Here is a 17,299-nt window from a genome sequence, read left to right as displayed (position 1 = left end):
ACGTCCCCCCTATTATCTTGCAAGCTTAGCCAGTTTTCCTTGTTCAAGATAAACGAGCAGGATCGAAATGTCCGCAGGGTTTACGCCAGAAACTCGCGAAGCTTGACCGACTGACAGCGGACGTACTTCGTGAAGCTTCTGTTTCGCTTCTGTTGCCAGCCCGTTGATCGCAAAGTAATCAAGGTCTTCAGGCAGCTTTTTGTTTTCCATCTTCATCATGCGGTCTACCTGGGCCAGCTGTTTATCGATATAACCAGCATATTTGATCTGAATCTCAACCTGCTCCGCGATGCTTTCCTCAAGCGGTTCAGCTGCAGGAGCAAGGCGTGCGATAACAGGGTATGTGATTTCCGGTCTTCTTAAAAGTGAAGCCGCACTCATCGGCTCTTTGATCGCCGAACTGCTTTCTTCTGCAAGAATGCTCAATGTTTCTTCCGTCGGTTTTACGGAAACATGCTCAAGGCGTTCTTTTTCGAGAGCGATCGCTTCTTTTTTCGCTAAGAAACGTGCAAAACGCTCATCAGAGATCAAGCCGATGTCATGACCTTTTTCAGTAAGTCTAAGATCCGCGTTATCATGACGGAGAAGCAGTCTGTATTCCGCGCGTGAAGTTAGAAGACGGTATGGCTCGTTCGTCCCTTTTGTCACGAGGTCATCGATCAGTACGCCGATGTATGCTTCAGAACGGTCAAGGATCAGCGGGTCTTTTTCCTGCGCTTTTCTCGCCGCGTTGATGCCTGCCATCAGCCCCTGGCCAGCCGCTTCTTCATATCCGCTCGTTCCGTTCAGCTGTCCAGCTGTGAACAGACCAGAAACTGTTTTTGTTTCTAATGACGGCCACAATTGTGTAGGCACGATTGAATCATATTCGATCGCATAGCCAGCACGCATCATTTCAGCTTTTTCTAAGCCCGGGATGGTTGCAAGAATCTTAAGCTGGATATCTTCCGGAAGACTTGTTGAAAGACCTTGTACATAAACTTCCTCGGTGTTGCGCCCCTCAGGCTCCAAGAAGATCTGGTGGCGCGGCTTATCGTTAAAGCGGACGATTTTGTCCTCAATAGAAGGACAATACCGGGGTCCGGTACCTTCGATCATACCAGAATACATCGGCGAACGATGCAGGTTTCCATTAATGAGGGCGTGTGTTTCTTCCCCTGTGTAAGTCAGCCAGCAAGGAAGCTGATCTGTGATGAATTCAGTCGTTTCGTAGCTGAACGCACGCGGAACATCGTCACCTGGCTGAATTTCTGTTTTTGAATAATCGATTGTTTTCGAGTTAACACGCGGCGGCGTTCCTGTCTTGAACCGCACCATGTTGAAGCCTAGCTCTTGAAGATGGTACGACAAGTTAACGGACGGTGCCATATTGTTCGGCCCGCTCTCGTACGCTAAGTCCCCGATAATGATTTTTCCGCGAAGATACGTACCAGTCGTAAGCACGACAGCCTTCGCTTCATATTCGGCACCTGTCTGTGTGATAACTCCCTTACAAACATTGTCCTCCACGATCAGACGCTCGACCATCCCTTGGCGGACGGTAAGGTTTTCGGTGTTTTCCATCGTTTTTTTCATTTCGTGCTGATACAAATACTTGTCAGCCTGCGCACGCAGCGCGCGGACAGCAGGACCTTTTCCAGTGTTCAGCATCCTCATTTGGATATGCGTTTTATCGATGTTTCGCGCCATCTCTCCGCCTAGCGCGTCGAGCTCGCGGACAACAATCCCTTTTGCCGGACCGCCAACAGACGGGTTACACGGCATATAAGCAATCGCGTCAAGGTTCAATGTCATACAGAGTGTTTTCGCTCCCATCCTTGCCGCAGCCAGTGCGGCTTCTACACCCGCATGGCCGGCCCCGACGACGATAACATCGAATGTTTCGGCTTTATATCCCATTTTGCTTACCTCCTTTTTCTTTATTTTCCTAAACAGAATTGTGAAAAGAGCTGGTCGATCAGACTTTCAGACACCGCGTCTCCAATAATCTCTCCTAGCAGTTCCCATGCTCTCGTTATATCAATCTGTACCATATCAATCGGCAGTGACATCTCGATGCCGCCGAGTGCTTCTTCTATATGATGAATCGCCTGATGCAGCAATGCAATGTGGCGTGTGTTGGACACATATGTTAAATCCTGTCCCTCGATACCCGCTTCAAAGAACAATTCAGCGATGGATTTTTCAAGCTCATCCACCCCTTCTTCTTTTAAAAGCGATGTCGCGACAACCGGTGATTTGCCCGCAAGCTCTGCTACTCTAGCCATATCAATGTTCGGCTCAAGGTCGGTCTTGTTCACGATGACGATCTTGTCCATATCTGCAGCGGCCTTGAACAGATTTTCATCTTCTAATGAAAGCGTCTCGTTCGCGTTCAGGACGAGCAGAATCAAGTCAGCTTCGCGCAGTACCTTGCGTGATTTTTCTACACCAATCTTTTCAACGATATCCTCAGTCTCTCGGATACCTGCTGTGTCTACAAGACGCAGCGGCACTCCCCTGACATTAACGTATTCCTCGATCACATCACGCGTTGTGCCAGCGATGTCGGTAACGATCGCTTTATTTTCATGAACGAGCGCATTCAGCAAGGACGATTTTCCAACGTTCGGACGGCCGATGATAGCTGTTGACAGGCCTTCACGCAAGATTTTCCCCTGTGAGGCGGTCTGCAGAATTTTTTCGATTTCGCCTCGTACAAAACCGAGCTTTTCGTTCAGCAGCTGATGTGTCATCTCTTCTGCATCATATTCCGGATAATCGATGTTCACTTCCACATGCGCGATCGTTTCAAGAAGCGTCTGGCGCAGTTCTGTGATCAAACGTGACAGTCTGCCTTCCATCTGGTTCAATGCGACGTTCATCGCTCGATCCGTTTTCGCTCGGATCAAGTCGATAACCGCTTCCGCTTGCGAAAGGTCGATCCTTCCGTTCAAAAATGCCCTTTTCGTGAACTCACCAGGTTCAGCAAGCCTCGCTCCTTCTCTGAGCACGAGCTGCAATACGCGGTTAACGGAAACCAAGCCGCCGTGGCAGTTGATCTCTACAACGTCTTCACGTGTAAAGGTTCTTGGCGCGAGCAGCACGCTCGTCATCACTTCCTCCACTGCTTCTCCCGTTTTTGGATCGATCAGCTTTCCATAATGTATGGTGTGGGACTGCGCTTCATGAAGCGGTGTTTTCCCGCGAAACAGTTTATCGGCGATATTGACCGCCTCATCCCCGCTAAGCCGGACGATGGCGATCGCACCTTCCCCAAGCGGCGTAGAAATCGCTGCTATCGTATCATAATGCATGTTTGTCACCTCTCTTCATTCAACATGCGTTCTTTTTCTTATTTATTAGTATAGCCTTTATTCACAGGCTCTTATCGTAAAAAGTGAGGGTTTCCGCCCAACAGACAGAAATGTCCACAATACCCTCTAGTTTAACTCAAGTAAATACCCCGTTGCAATGGATTAACGTGCTCAATCGGCACATAATGAGCCCCATTTAATACTCCTGTGCAGTTTGCGCGGCTGGTAAATGGGGTTTGTTTGCGAATCTGCAGGGTTTGTTTGCAAATCCGAAAATTTGTTTGCAAATCTCGGTTCCTTATTTGCGAATTTGAAAATTTATTTGCATGCCTGCTTCCGAGGTGCTCGCACTGGCACAAAAAAACCCCGGACGCGAGTGTCCGGGGTTTTAAAATCATCTTGTTTTAGAAGGACGTATAACCACTTTTCGGAACGGTTCGGTTCCTTCAGAGGTGGTTTCCACGATCCTTTCGTTTTTCAGTGCCATATGAATGACTTTTCTTTCATTGGCTGGCATCGGTTCGAGCGCAACACTTCTTTTTGTCGCCATTACCTTTTGCGCTGAGTGCGCAGCTAAGCGTTGAAGTGATTCCTTGCGCCTTGCACGGTAATTCTCAGCATCAAGGATGATGCGGACGAATTTTTCCGTGCCCTGGTTGGCAACGAGGTTGACGAGAAATTGTAAAGAGTTCAGTGTTTGTCCGCGTTTTCCGATTAAAATGGCGATCTTTTCGCCGTTCATATCAAAAATCACGTCGTCTCCACTGACACTTTTGGTGATGGTAACGGGCACGCCCATTTTGGCGGTGACATCTTGCAGATAGTCATACGCGGTTTGAACAGGATCAGCTTTTACCATCACTTCAACTAAGGCAGGCCTGCCTCCGAAACCAAGAAACCCTTTTTTGGAATCCTCCAAAACGTTGATTTCCACTTGATCTTGAGAAGCCTGAAGTTCTGTCAGTGCTGCTGCAACTGCTTCTTCTACCGTTTTACCTGTTACCTGTACCTTCTTCACTTTTTCGTTCCCCCATCCACCGTTTTTTCATTCTTTTTCACCGGGGTTGTAATGAAATATGTCTGAACGATCATAAAGATGTTACCCACTACCCAATAAAGGGAAAGTGCTGCTGGGAAGTTGATCGCGAATACGACGATCATTACCGGCATGATGTAAAGAAGCATCTTCATCTGCGGCTGCGGGTCTTCCATTCCGCCCATCATGATCTTCTGCTGCAGGAATGTCGTCAAACCTGCGACTAGCGGAAGGATGTAGAATGGATCCGGAGCACCAAGGTCGAACCAAAGGAAATTATGGTTCGCGATTTCCTTCGTACGCATGATCGCGCTGTAAAACGCGAGCAAGATCGGCATCTGAATAAGAAGCGGCAGACAGCCGGCAGCCGGGTTCACTTTATTCTTCTGGAAAAGTGCCATTGTTTCCTGCTGAAGCTTTTGTTGAGTCTGTGCATCTTTTGAGCTGTATTTCGCACGCAGCTCTTTAAGTTCAGGCTGAATCGCCTGCATCGCCTTGGAGCTCTTCGTCTGCTGAATCATCAGCGGAAGAAGGACTAGACGGATCATGATCGTGACAAGCACGATGGACAAACCATAGTTATTGCCTGTAATCTCAGCTACTTCTGTAATGAGCCAAGATAGCGGATATACGAAATATTCGTTCCAAAAGCCGGTACTGTTTTCATCGATTGCAGCAGTCGACGGACTGCAGCCTGTCATGACGGCAATAGCCGCAAGCATGACAAATAGAGCAATTAACTTCTTGCGCACACCATTATCCTCCTTAAGCCTATCTCTTATCAGTTGCTATGTTTCTTCTTCTCCGGGACAGGGTCCACTCCGCCCGGATGGAACGGATGGCACTTAAGTATACGGCGAAACGTCAGCCAAGTTCCCTTGACCGCGCCAAAACGCCGGTAAGCTTCAAGTCCGTAATGAGAACAAGTCGGGTAAAATCGGCATGTTGGCGGAGTTAACGGAGAAATGAAACGCTGATAAAACCGGATGAATCCGATCATCACTGTTTTCATTTTCTCCTCTCCTTTGACTGTCTGATAACTCTTGCCCTTCCCATAACATGCTGCAGGCTCTTTTCAATTTCATGAAAGTCCATGTCAGCTGCCGGCATCCGGGCGATAATCACATAATCAGCACCCTGATGGATCTGATCCTTATGTTTCAAAAGCATTTCCTTGATCATCCGCTTAATACGGTTGCGGGTGACGGCGTTTCCAACTTTCTTGCTGACAGACAAGCCTACACGAAATTCGCTCTGCCCTTCTCTTTTCAGCACATATATAACAAATTGGCGGTTCGCCGTTGATTTTCCTTTTTTAAAGACTTCCTGAAATTCGTCATTTTTCTTAATTCGCTGCTGCTTTTTCATTAATTGAACACTCCATTGCTTGCAACGGCTTTATTTTAAAGGAATTACCATCCTCTTCATTATGGGTAAAATACAAAAAAGTAAAACTTGGCATATGCCAAGCTTTTTTGTAAGACCCGCCAGACCGTTACACTGGCAGCGTTTTTCTGCTGTTTGGCCGGAATCTTTTTAAAAAGCAAAAAAGACCACTGAGATCAGCGGCCTATGCAGATAAAACTTTTCTTCCTTTTTGACGGCGGCGAGCTAGAACTTTACGTCCGTTCTTTGTAGCCATGCGCGCGCGGAAACCATGAACCTTCTTACGCTTACGGTTGTTAGGTTGAAATGTTGGTTTCATTTATAGAACACCTCCCTGAGGATAAATCTCTAAAAGACAGTCTAAATAAGTATAAAGACAGTACCCCTGTTTTGTCAAGGACCCCTTTTTAGTTCCTCTTTTTTTTACAACTGCAACCTTAAGAATTCAGAGAAGTAGTTGATCTGCGTTTCAGGCGCACGCTTTCCGCGGGGCGGGCGGTGAGCCACTCGCCGCTACGCGTCATTGAGTGTCTCACCTTCCCGCTCGTCCCGCAGGAGTCGGCGCCTTTCACTGCGATCAACTTTATCAATGATGGATTCAAGATGATTTAAGCGAATGTGTTAAAGAGTCATTAAAAGATATGAACGATGCTGCTGGTCAAAAGAAGACATTCTTTTATCTCCAGTAGCTTCAACTTCAGCGTAAGGTGGATCCCTCAAGACAATCAAAGTTCCGCCAGCGGAACTTTGCATGAAGAAATGCAAAGTTCTGTTCGTTCTTCTTCCACATCAAGGCCTCTTTTAGTTTTTCCTCTGCTTTTTTAGAAACATTTTATCCAGGCTGATGAAGTCCTCTTTTTCTCTTTGCACAGAGCTTATCCCCAGTTTGTTTTTTGAACGTCATTTTTCGCCTGTGGATATTTTTTCGACACGTTTTTCATTATCCACACGCTAAGTCGACAACTTTTACACAAAATCTAGTGTTGTGGACAAGTGTTTTGCACAAGGTATGGAGGTTGTGGATAAGCGTAAAAAACCCATTGCCACCATTATGTTTTTTTGTTATGCTTGTTGTGTTTTAACTCGTTGATAACGAATCCGGAATCACCTTTTATCCACAGCGTGTGGATAAGGTTGTGGACAGTTTTAAATCACTGTTAATATGCTTGTCCACAAGAACTTAATAACTTGTGAAATACCGGTATTCTACTATATTAACTGATTCATTCACACAGGCTGTGGATTTTATTTTTATTCATGCATATGCAGGCCGTTGTACAAGTGTTATACGACGTGAACTCCGCTGAAAAAGGTGCTTGGAATATAGGGGAGGGACAAGTAGTGGAAAATATCAGTGACTTGTGGTCCAAGGCGCTCGCTGCCATAGAAAAAAAGGTCAGCAAACCGAGCTTTGAGACTTGGCTGAAGTCAACAACAGCACATGCCCTTCAAAATGATACGCTGGTCGTTACCGCACCGAATGATTTTGCGCGTGACTGGCTTGAATCCCGTTATTCGAATTTGATTTCGGAAACATTGAAGGACGTTACCGGTGCTGCACTGGATGTTAAATTCATCATTCCTCAGAACCAGATCGAGGAAGATTTAACGCTGGAGCTGGCATTAAAAAAAGCTCCAAAAAATACACCTGAGCCTCATGAAGAGGTTTCACAGAGCATGCTTAACCCGAAATATACATTTGACCGTTTTGTCATTGGATCCGGGAACCGTTTTGCTCATGCCGCGTCGCTTGCAGTAGCAGAAGCTCCGGCAAAAGCGTACAATCCGCTGTTTATTTATGGGGGAGTCGGACTCGGAAAGACTCACTTGATGCATGCGATCGGCCATTACGTTGTCGACCACAACCCGAGCGCGAAGGTTGTTTATCTTTCATCCGAAAAGTTCACGAATGAGTTCATCAACTCGATCCGGGACAACAAAACCGTTGAATTCCGCAACAAATTTCGCAGCGTGGACGTGCTTTTGATTGATGATATTCAGTTCCTTGCTGGAAAAGAACAAACTCAGGAAGAATTTTTCCATACATTTAACGCACTTCACGAAGAAAGTAAGCAGATCGTCATTTCGAGTGACCGTCCGCCAAAGGAGATTCCGACTCTTGAAGACCGTCTGCGTTCCCGCTTCGAATGGGGCTTGATCACTGACATCACGCCGCCTGATCTAGAAACTCGGATTGCCATTCTGCGTAAGAAGGCGAAAGCGGAAGGTCTTGATATTCCGAATGAAGTGATGCTGTATATCGCGAACCAGATCGACACGAACATCCGTGAGCTTGAAGGTGCGCTTATCCGAGTTGTGGCGTATTCTTCGCTTATCAACCAGGACATGAACGCGGATCTGGCAGCAGAAGCTTTGAAAGACATCATTCCTTCTGCAAAGCCGCGAATGCTGACGATTCATCATATACAGGAAGCAGTCGGCAAGCATTACAATGTGAAGCTTGAGGATTTCACGGCTAAAAAGAGAACTAAGTCCGTCGCATTCCCGCGTCAGATCGCTATGTATCTGGCAAGAGAGCTGACTGATAACTCTTTGCCGAAAATTGGAGAGGAATTTGGCGGAAGAGATCATACAACGGTCCTTCATGCTCATGAAAAAATCTCCAACTTGCTCATTTCCGACTATCAGCTGCAGAAAAAAGTACAAGAAATACATGATCAGCTAAAATCTCATTAGAATTTAGCTGTTTATAATGTGCATAACTGCTTATTGCTTATACACAGTCTGTCCACATGTGGATAGGCTGTAATTGCTTTTAAAATAGACTTATCCACAAATTCACAGCGCCTATTACTACTACGACGATTTTTTAAAAAAATTAATTATGATATCAGGGAGGTTTTTACGCATGAAAGTTAAGATAAATCTGGACCAGCTCATTCAAGGTGTTCAAGATGTTATGAAGGCAGTTTCTTCAAGAACAACAATCCCGATTCTTACAGGTATTAAAATGTCAGTGGATTCAGACGGCATGACGCTTACAGGAAGCGATTCAGATATCTCCATCGAACGCCTTATTCCAGTTGAAGAGAACGAAACAGTACATATCGAGATCGACAATGAAGGAAGTGTTGTGCTTCCAGCTCGATACTTTTCTGAAATCGTGAAAAAACTGCCGAACGACACAGTAGAGATTGAAATAGGAGAACGTTTCGAAACCACGCTGCGCTCTGGATCTTCCGAGTTCAGCCTTCTTGGTCTCGATCCAGAAGAATATCCGCGTCTTCCGCAGGTCGAAGAAAATCATGTTTTCGAAATGCAGGGTGATCTGTTCAAAACCGTCATCCGCCAAACTGTCTTTGCGGTGTCCACCTCAGAAACACGCCCTATATTAACTGGGGTGAACATGAGACTTGAAGATGGACTGTTGACCTGTACTGCAACAGATAGCCACAGACTGGCTGAACGCCAAATTCCGGTTGAAACGGGATCAGAAGAGATTTCTTTTTCAAACGTGGTTATACCAGGAAAGAGCTTGAACGAGCTTTCTAAAATCATTGATGACAACGATGAGAACTTGCAGATCGTTGTAACGAGCAATCAAGTCCTGTTTAAAGCAAAAAACATTCTATTTTTCTCAAGACTGCTTGACGGCAACTATCCGGACACTTCTAAGCTGATTCCGTCCGATTCAAAAACAGAGATCGTCATTAAAACGAAGGATTTCCTTCAAGCGATCGACCGTGCGTCTTTGCTTGCGAGAGAGGGAAGAAACAATGTCGTTAAGTTTGCGACGATCGGGAATCAGACAGTTGAGGTATCATCGAACTCGCCTGAGATCGGAAAGGTGTTCGAACACGTCATTGCCGAGGAAATGGAAGGCGAAGAGCTGAAAATTTCTTTCAACGCGAAATATATGATGGAAGCGCTAAAAGCGATGGATTGTGCTGAAGTGAAGGTGCTGTTTACTGGAGCGATGCGCCCGTTCCTGTTGAAGCCGATGGGTGAGCAGTCCATTAAACAATTGATCCTGCCAGTGCGCACATATTAATAGACTGCCGGTTTTCCGGCGGTTTTTCTTTTTTAAAGACTAACTTTTATAGAATTCAGAGTAGAGGTTGATCTGCGTTTCAGGCGCACGCTTTCCGCGGGGCGGGCGGTGAGCCCCTTTGCCGCTTTGCGCCTTAAAGGGTCTCACCTGACCGCTCGTCCCGCAGGAGTCGGCGCCTTACACTACAATCAACTGTAGCTATGAAGTATTCAAAGATGATTAAGTGATTGTAAAATCAGCCGAACCATTTTGACATAGAATAGGCGTTGAAGATTAACTTACAACTCAGCGATAACTTCACTTTTTACAAAACTAGCCCTTTCAAAGCAACAATCTTTTTGATAGATAACTACGGGTTTTTCTTAACATACAGAAGGTTTGGATATACTGCTGATAGAATACAAAAGGAGGAATTAAGCATGCCGAATGTGCCGATTAAGACTGAATACATCACGCTGCAGCAGCTTTTGAAAATCACCGATGCGATTGAATCGGGGGGAATGGTAAAATGGTATTTAGCTGAACACGAGGTTTTCGTAAATGGAGAACACGAAACACGCAGAGGGAGAAAGCTGTATGTAGGCGATACAGTTGCCGTTCCGAAGCTAGGCAAATTTACTGTAAGCAGGTAACAGGGGGAAAGCCCTTTGCATATTGAGGACTTAACGATAAAACAATACCGTAATTACCGTTCTCTTTCCCTTTCATTCGAAAACAAGGTGAACGTGTTTCTTGGAGAGAACGCCCAGGGCAAGACAAATGTGATGGAGTCCATCTACGTTCTGGCGTTCGCCAAATCGCACAGGACACCGCGTGATAAAGAATTAATTATGTGGGACGAAGAGTATGCTAAAATAGAAGGTAGCATTCAAAAAAAGAACAGAACAACTGATCTGAGTCTCGTTATTTCGCAAAAAGGGAAAAAAGCGAGAGTGAACCGCATAGAACAGCAGCGCCTGACAGATTATGTCGGCAATTTCAACGTGGTCATGTTTGCGCCAGAAGATCTTAATCTCGTAAAAGGAAGTCCGCAGGTGAGACGCCGGTTCATCGACATGGAAATTGGCCAGGTGAACGCTGTTTATCTGCATGACTTGTCGCAGTACCAGAAAATTCTTGCACAGCGAAACTCCCTGCTGCGAGACATGCAGCGAAGGCAGAAGCCGGAGCAGATGGTCATGCTTGATATACTGACTGAGCAGATGATCGAAAAAGCAGCAAGGATCACATTGAAGCGGTTCGCTTATATGGATCGGCTGCAAAAATGGGCAGAGCCTCTGCATAAGGGGATATCGCGAGGAAAAGAGGACTTGAAAATTCTCTATAAACCCGCTGTGGACGTATGCGAGACCGAAGATTTGACGAAAATGATAGAAGCATTCATGAGAAAATTTGATAAAATAAAAGACAGAGAGATTGACCGGGGGACTTCCATGTTCGGTCCGCACCGGGATGATCTGCTTTTTGAGGTGAACGGAAAAGACGTGCAGACTTACGGCTCTCAAGGACAGCAGCGCACGACTGCCTTATCGCTGAAACTGGCTGAAATTGAACTTATTTACTCTGAGGTGGGTGAGTACCCTGTACTCCTTCTCGACGATGTCCTCTCAGAGCTGGACGATTACCGCCAGTCTCACTTGCTGAACTCGATTCAGGATAAGGTGCAAACGTTCGTTACGACGACAAGCGTTGAAGGAATCCATCATGAGACACTTGAAAAAGCAGCGTCATTCGAAGTGCATCAAGGAGAAATTAAACGGCTGGATTAAGGAGGCAAAACGTGCTCATTCATTTAGGAGAAGATGAAGTGATTCCATCAAAAGAGATTCTCGCAATTATGGATTATGCATCGTTTACCGCATCTGCCCTTGCTAAAGGGTTCCTCTCTCTGCAGCAGGAAAAGAAAAGCCTGACCAGCCTGTGCGATGCTCAGCCAAAGTCAGTGGTAATCACAGACAGGCAAATCTATCTTTCTCCTCTGTCGGCCGCGACATTGAAAAAAAGAGCGGAGGATAAAGGTTTTTTAGGACAAAGCTGGTCTTTAAAATAAAGAAATGTTTTTAAACCGGAATGAAGGTGAAGGAAAAATGACGACTGAACAGCAGTTAGAACAGCAGTATGATGAAAGTAATATACAGGTATTAGAAGGCCTGGAAGCTGTACGAAAACGTCCAGGGATGTACATCGGCTCTACGAACGTGAAGGGCTTGCACCACCTTGTTTGGGAGATTGTCGATAACTCCATCGATGAAGCGCTCGCTGGATACTGCGATACGATCTCGATCACAGTTGAAAAAGATAACAGCATCACTGTAGAAGACAACGGACGCGGAATTCCTGTCGGGATGCACGAGAAGATGGGGCGCCCGGCTCTAGAGGTCATCATGACCGTCCTCCACGCCGGAGGTAAATTCGGCGGCGGCGGATACAAGGTTTCCGGCGGTCTGCACGGTGTTGGTGCGTCAGTTGTTAACGCGTTATCTTCTATGTTAGAAGTGACCGTATCACGTGAAGGGAAAATTCACTATCAGCAGTTCCACCGCGGTGTGCCTGCGGCGGATCTTGAAGTGATCGGCGAAACGGAAAAGACGGGAACGAAGACGCATTTCGTGCCGGACACTGAAATTTTTACTGAAACAGTTGAATATGACTTCCCTACGCTTTCCAACCGTATCCGTGAGCTCGCGTACTTGAACCGCGGCCTCAAAATCATTGCAAGAGACCTTCGCGGCGAGGAGCGGGTTGAGAAGGAGTACCACTATGAAGGCGGGATCAAATCGTACGTTGAGCATATCAACCGTTCACGCGAGCCGATCCATGAAGAGCCTATTTTCGTAGAGGGTGAAAAGGACGGCATCTCCATCGAGATCGCCCTTCAGTACAATGACAGCTATACGAGCAACATTTACTCGTTCGCTAATAATATCAACACACATGAAGGCGGCACGCACGAATCAGGCTTTAAGACAGCCTTGACGCGTGTGATCAACGATTATGGCCGTAAAAACAATCTGTTCAAAGACAACGACACGAATCTGACAGGTGATGATGTGCGTGAAGGTCTTACAGCCATTATTTCCATCAAGCACCCGGATCCGCAGTTTGAAGGACAGACGAAAACGAAGCTTGGAAACTCCGAAGCCCGTACGATTACGGAATCTATTTTTGCTGAAACGTTTACGAGCTTTATGCTCGAAAATCCGGTTGTGGCGAGAAAGATTGTTGATAAAGGAAGCATGGCTCTCCGTGCACGTATCGCGGCGAAGAAGGCTCGTGAGCTGACACGCCGTAAAAGTGCCCTTGAAGTTTCATCTCTTCCAGGAAAGCTGGCGGACTGCTCTTCGAAAGATGCGAGCATTTCAGAGCTTTACGTGGTTGAGGGTGACTCTGCCGGCGGATCGGCGAAACAAGGCCGTGACCGTCACTTCCAAGCGATCCTGCCGCTGCGCGGTAAGATCATCAACGTAGAAAAAGCGCGTTTGGACAAGATTCTTTCCAATAACGAGGTACGTGCCATCATCACGGCACTTGGTACAGGGATTGGAGAAGATTTCGATATTTCTAAAGCCCGTTATCATAAGATCATCATCATGACAGATGCCGACGTCGATGGAGCGCATATCCGTACGCTGCTACTCACGTTCTTCTACCGTTACATGAGACCGATCATTGAGCATGGCTATATTTACATCGCTCAGCCGCCTCTTTATAAAGTGCAGAGCGGCAAGCATGTCGACTACGCTTACAATGACAAAGAGCTCGAAAGAATGCTTGGGGAGCTTCCGCAGAATCCGAAGCCTCAGCTGCAGCGCTATAAGGGTCTTGGAGAGATGAATCCTTCTCAGCTATGGGAAACGACTATGGATCCTGAAACAAGAACATTGCTTCAGGTTGAGATGAAGGATGCAATGGAAGCGGATGAAACATTTGATGTTCTCATGGGCGATAAAGTAGAACCGCGCCGTGATTTCATTCAAGAAAACGCACAATACGTTAAGAACCTAGACATTTAATTACCGAAAACGATCGCAGAGTTTTCGTTTATAAAAAATTTGCAGCAAGTGCCCCATCCCCATTCACGCGGTGATTATTCGACCGCGATTATAATGGCGCGGCGGCACTTAAGCTGTTTATAAGAGGGTATGGAGGTTATAGACCTATGAGTGAAATGGAACGTTCACGGGTTAAAGAAATTAATATCAGCGCAGAAATGAAGACATCCTTCATGGACTACGCGATGAGCGTTATCGTCAGCCGCGCGCTTCCTGATGTGCGCGACGGACTGAAGCCCGTTCACCGCAGGATTCTTTATGCGATGAACGACTTAGGCATGACAGCGGACAAGGCGTACAAGAAATCAGCACGTATCGTCGGTGAAGTTATCGGTAAGTACCATCCGCACGGTGACTCTGCTGTTTACGACACGATGGTTCGTATGGCACAGGACTTCAACTATCGCCACATGCTGATCGACGGACACGGAAACTTCGGATCTGTTGACGGCGACGCTGCTGCAGCGATGCGTTATACAGAAGCGCGTATGTCCAAGATCGCGATGGAGATCGTCCGCGACATCAATAAGGACACCATCTCTTACAAAGATAACTATGACGGCTCTGAAAGAGAACCGGTCGTGCTGCCAGCAAGGTTCCCTAACCTGCTCGTAAACGGTGCGGCAGGTATCGCTGTAGGGATGGCAACAAATATTCCGCCTCATCATCTTGGCGAAACAATTGACGGACTGCTGGCGCTCAGCCACAACCCTGATATTACCGTTCCTGAACTCATGGAATACATTCCTGGACCTGACTTCCCGACAGCCGGTGAAATTCTTGGCCGTGAAGGAATCCGCAAAGCCTATACAACTGGCCGCGGCTCCATCATTATCCGTGCAAAAGCGGAGATCGAAGAAATGGCGAACGGAAAATCTGTGATCCTAGTGACAGAACTTCCGTATCAGGTAAACAAAGCGCGTTTGATCGAGAAAATCGCTGAGCTTGTGCGCGACAAGAAAATCGACGGTATCACTGATCTTCGCGACGAATCAGACCGCAATGGTATGCGCATTGTGATGGAAGTCCGCCGTGACGCCAACGCTAACGTTATTTTAAACAATTTATATAAACAGACTGCTCTTCAGACAAGCTTCGGTATTAACATGCTCGCTCTTGTCGACGGCCAGCCGAAAGTACTGAATATTAAAGAGATGCTTTATCATTACTTGAAGCATCAGCAAGTCATCATCCGCCGCCGTACAGAATTTGATCTAAGAAAAGCTGAGGCACGCGCGCATATCCTCGAAGGATTGCGTATTGCACTAGACCATCTGGATGAAGTTATCAGCCTCATCCGTGCATCACGCACAACAGACATCGCACGTGATGGATTGATGGAAAAATTCGAACTGAGCTACGAGCAGTCTCAAGCGATTCTCGAAATGCGCCTGCAGCGTCTTACAGGACTTGAGCGCGACAAGATCGAGAACGAATACAACGAACTTGTTGCTCTTATCGCTGAACTCAAAGCGATTTTGGCTGATGAAGAAAAAATTCTTGAAATCATCCGCACAGAACTTGGCGAGATCAAGGAAAAATTCGCAGATGAACGCCGTACAGTTATCTCAGTCGGTTTCAACTCTATCGAAGACGAAGATTTGATTCCGCGTACGAACATCGTCATCACATTGACGAACAAAGGCTACATCAAGCGCCTGCCTATCTCCACATACCGTTCTCAAAAACGAGGCGGTAAAGGAATTCAAGGCATGGGAACAGGTGAAGATGATTTCGTCGAGCATCTGTTCACAACGAATTCTCACAATTACATCCTTTTCTTCACGAACAAAGGAAAGGTGTACCGTCTGAAAGGATACGAGATTCCAGAATACGGACGTACAGCGAAAGGAATCCCGATCATCAACCTGCTGCAGATCGAGCAAGGTGAGACAATCTCGGCTGTTATCCCAGTTGAAGATTTGAACGATGATACAATCTTCCTGAACTTTATGACGAGACTCGGAATCACAAAACGATCTCCGCTGTCTGCGTTCTCAAACATCCGCAAAGGCGGCCTGTTCGCTATCACGCTTCGTGAAGAAGACGAGCTGATGGGTGTAAGGCTGACAGACGGAACGAAGGAAATCATCGTAGGAACAAGCAAAGGTATGGCGATCCGATACCATGAGACGGATGTCCGTTCGATGGGACGTTCTGCGGCTGGCGTAAAAGCTGTAACATTAGGTGAGGATGACGTCGTTGTCGGCATGGAAGTGCTCGACGAGTCACACGATATCTTGATTGTCACGAAGAAGGGGTACGGAAAACGTACACCGATGGCGGATTATCGTCTGCAGACACGCGGCGGTAAAGGGATCAAGACGTGTAACATCACAGAAAAGAATGGTGCGGTTGTCTCATTAAAGACAGTAGTGCCTGAGCTTGATTTGATGATCATCACATCCAATGGCATCATTATCCGTATGGATATCGCCAGCATTTCACAGACAGGGCGAAACACGCAGGGCGTGAAGCTTATGAACGTAAACGAAGGCAGCCAGGTCGCAACGGTTGCTGTTGTAGAAAAAGATGAAGAAGAACCAGCAGTAGAACCGCTAGAATCTGCTGAAGATGTGGCAGAGAACGAAGCAACAGCTGAAATTGAAGCTGATGATGAAGGTTCAACTGAAGAATAAATATCAAATAGAAGCTGCTTCAATAGATCATATATGGTCTATCGGGGCAGCTTTTCTTATATCTGTATATGTTGTTTTCATGATTTTTCTGCGATTCTACAAGTAAGAACGAATCAACTAAAAGGATAATAGAAGAGAATGAAAGAAATAAATACTGAAAACCTACATTGAGGAGGGAATAATAAGATGAGAAGTGACCTGATTGTTTCACGATCTATTGATATTAACGCAGCAGCATTAAAGGTGTGGGAAGCACTGACCGAACCTGAGAAGATCAAGGAGTACCTTTTTGGAACTGAAATTACAACGGATTGGAAAGAAGGCAGCGATATTCTATTCGAAGGAGAATATGAAGGAAAGGAATATCAAGATAAGGGTACAGTTCTTACTAATCTTATAGAAGAAAAGATCAGATATACGTATTGGAGCAGCTTTTCTGGTGTTGAAGATAAGCCTGATAATTATTCAGTCGTTACATATGAATTAAGTGAATTAAATCGTAACCTGACTAAATTGACATGGACACAAAAAGGCTATGCGAGTGAAGAAGGATATAACCATTCTAATAATGTTATAGATAGTCTGCTGTTTAAGATTAAAAAAATAGCGGAAAGATAGCCTCTTATTCTGCAGTAATAAGGAGAAAGCTAAACCCTTTTTGTAAGGCTCTTTCTGGTTAATAAACAGTAATTAAAGTATTTAGTAGTTTTTTTATAAAAAGGGTTGTGCTCTTGAAATATACATGGTATATTATTTCTTGTCGCTTCGAGACACCGAGTCAGCAAGCGTCGCATCAAAATAAAAAGTGTTGACATCGAGTTTCAAAAATGTTAACCTAATAAAGTCGCCAAAACGAGCGACGCACGAAAAAGTTCTTT

The 17,299-nt window shown here is 46.0% G+C and carries 15 protein-coding genes; 8 read left to right on the top strand and 7 right to left on the bottom strand.

Features of this window, described 5'->3' with window-relative positions; all coding sequences use genetic code 11:
• Window positions 1-12: 12 nt before the first annotated feature.
• The 7 genes from mnmG to rpmH form a co-directional block, all read right to left on the bottom strand.
• Window positions 13-1,899: a tRNA uridine-5-carboxymethylaminomethyl(34) synthesis enzyme MnmG gene (gene mnmG / locus CGZ90_RS10565; protein ID WP_094252479.1), complete on the bottom strand. Its 1,887-nt coding sequence runs from the start codon at window positions 1,897-1,899 to the stop codon at window positions 13-15.
• A gap of 20 nt (window positions 1,900-1,919) precedes the next feature.
• Window positions 1,920-3,296 (bottom strand): tRNA uridine-5-carboxymethylaminomethyl(34) synthesis GTPase MnmE, encoded by a 1,377-nt coding sequence (gene mnmE, locus CGZ90_RS10560; RefSeq protein WP_094252478.1) that lies wholly within the window; start codon window positions 3,294-3,296, stop codon window positions 1,920-1,922.
• Window positions 3,297-3,690: 394 nt separating this feature from the next.
• Window positions 3,691-4,314 (bottom strand): RNA-binding cell elongation regulator Jag/EloR, encoded by a 624-nt coding sequence (jag, locus tag CGZ90_RS10555; RefSeq protein ID WP_094252477.1) that lies wholly within the window; start codon window positions 4,312-4,314, stop codon window positions 3,691-3,693.
• Window positions 4,311-5,084 (bottom strand): YidC family membrane integrase SpoIIIJ, encoded by a 774-nt coding sequence (gene spoIIIJ / locus CGZ90_RS10550; protein WP_094252476.1) that lies wholly within the window; start codon window positions 5,082-5,084, stop codon window positions 4,311-4,313. Before spoIIIJ ends, jag begins: the two co-directional genes overlap by 4 nt.
• A gap of 29 nt (window positions 5,085-5,113) precedes the next feature.
• Window positions 5,114-5,344, bottom strand: a complete 231-nt coding sequence (gene yidD, locus CGZ90_RS10545; protein ID WP_094252475.1) for a membrane protein insertion efficiency factor YidD — start codon at window positions 5,342-5,344, stop codon at window positions 5,114-5,116.
• Complete coding sequence (rnpA, locus tag CGZ90_RS10540; protein ID WP_094252474.1) at window positions 5,341-5,700, bottom strand: ribonuclease P protein component; 360 nt, start codon at window positions 5,698-5,700, stop codon at window positions 5,341-5,343. Before rnpA ends, yidD begins: the two co-directional genes overlap by 4 nt.
• A gap of 202 nt (window positions 5,701-5,902) precedes the next feature.
• On the bottom strand, window positions 5,903-6,037 hold the full coding sequence (gene rpmH, locus CGZ90_RS10535; RefSeq protein ID WP_007201576.1) for a 50S ribosomal protein L34: 135 nt from the start codon (window positions 6,035-6,037) through the stop codon (window positions 5,903-5,905).
• 1,022 nt (window positions 6,038-7,059) lie between these two features.
• On the opposite strand from rpmH, the gene dnaA reads away from it, so the two are divergent.
• The 8 genes from dnaA (at window position 7,060) to CGZ90_RS10495 (ending at window position 17,039) form a co-directional block, all read left to right on the top strand.
• On the top strand, window positions 7,060-8,415 hold the full coding sequence (gene dnaA / locus CGZ90_RS10530; protein WP_094252473.1) for a chromosomal replication initiator protein DnaA: 1,356 nt from the start codon (window positions 7,060-7,062) through the stop codon (window positions 8,413-8,415).
• A gap of 172 nt (window positions 8,416-8,587) precedes the next feature.
• Window positions 8,588-9,730: a DNA polymerase III subunit beta gene (gene dnaN, locus CGZ90_RS10525; protein ID WP_094252472.1), complete on the top strand. Its 1,143-nt coding sequence runs from the start codon at window positions 8,588-8,590 to the stop codon at window positions 9,728-9,730.
• 419 nt (window positions 9,731-10,149) lie between these two features.
• Window positions 10,150-10,362 (top strand): S4 domain-containing protein YaaA, encoded by a 213-nt coding sequence (gene yaaA, locus CGZ90_RS10520; protein WP_094252471.1) that lies wholly within the window; start codon window positions 10,150-10,152, stop codon window positions 10,360-10,362.
• A 15-nt stretch (window positions 10,363-10,377) separates the two neighbouring features.
• Window positions 10,378-11,499, top strand: coding sequence for a DNA replication/repair protein RecF (gene recF, locus CGZ90_RS10515; RefSeq protein ID WP_094252470.1), 1,122 nt, complete (start codon window positions 10,378-10,380; stop codon window positions 11,497-11,499).
• Window positions 11,500-11,510: 11 nt separating this feature from the next.
• Window positions 11,511-11,780, top strand: coding sequence for an extracellular matrix regulator RemB (gene remB / locus CGZ90_RS10510; protein ID WP_094252469.1), 270 nt, complete (start codon window positions 11,511-11,513; stop codon window positions 11,778-11,780).
• Window positions 11,781-11,817: 37 nt separating this feature from the next.
• Window positions 11,818-13,743, top strand: a complete 1,926-nt coding sequence (gene gyrB / locus CGZ90_RS10505; protein ID WP_094253107.1) for a DNA topoisomerase (ATP-hydrolyzing) subunit B — start codon at window positions 11,818-11,820, stop codon at window positions 13,741-13,743.
• 146 nt (window positions 13,744-13,889) lie between these two features.
• Entirely contained in the window at window positions 13,890-16,421 is a 2,532-nt protein-coding gene (gene gyrA / locus CGZ90_RS10500) for a DNA gyrase subunit A (protein WP_094252468.1), read from the top strand.
• Window positions 16,422-16,607: 186 nt separating this feature from the next.
• Window positions 16,608-17,039: an SRPBCC family protein gene (locus CGZ90_RS10495; protein WP_094252467.1), complete on the top strand. Its 432-nt coding sequence runs from the start codon at window positions 16,608-16,610 to the stop codon at window positions 17,037-17,039.
• Window positions 17,040-17,299: the final 260 nt, after the last annotated feature.

It is taken from the genome of Fictibacillus aquaticus, assembly GCF_002245695.1.
In the GTDB taxonomy this organism is placed as follows: Bacteria; Bacillota; Bacilli; order Bacillales; family Fictibacillaceae; genus Fictibacillus; species Fictibacillus aquaticus.
Note: the sequence above shows the minus strand (reverse complement) of the source record. Positions and strands in the feature narration are given on the sequence as shown.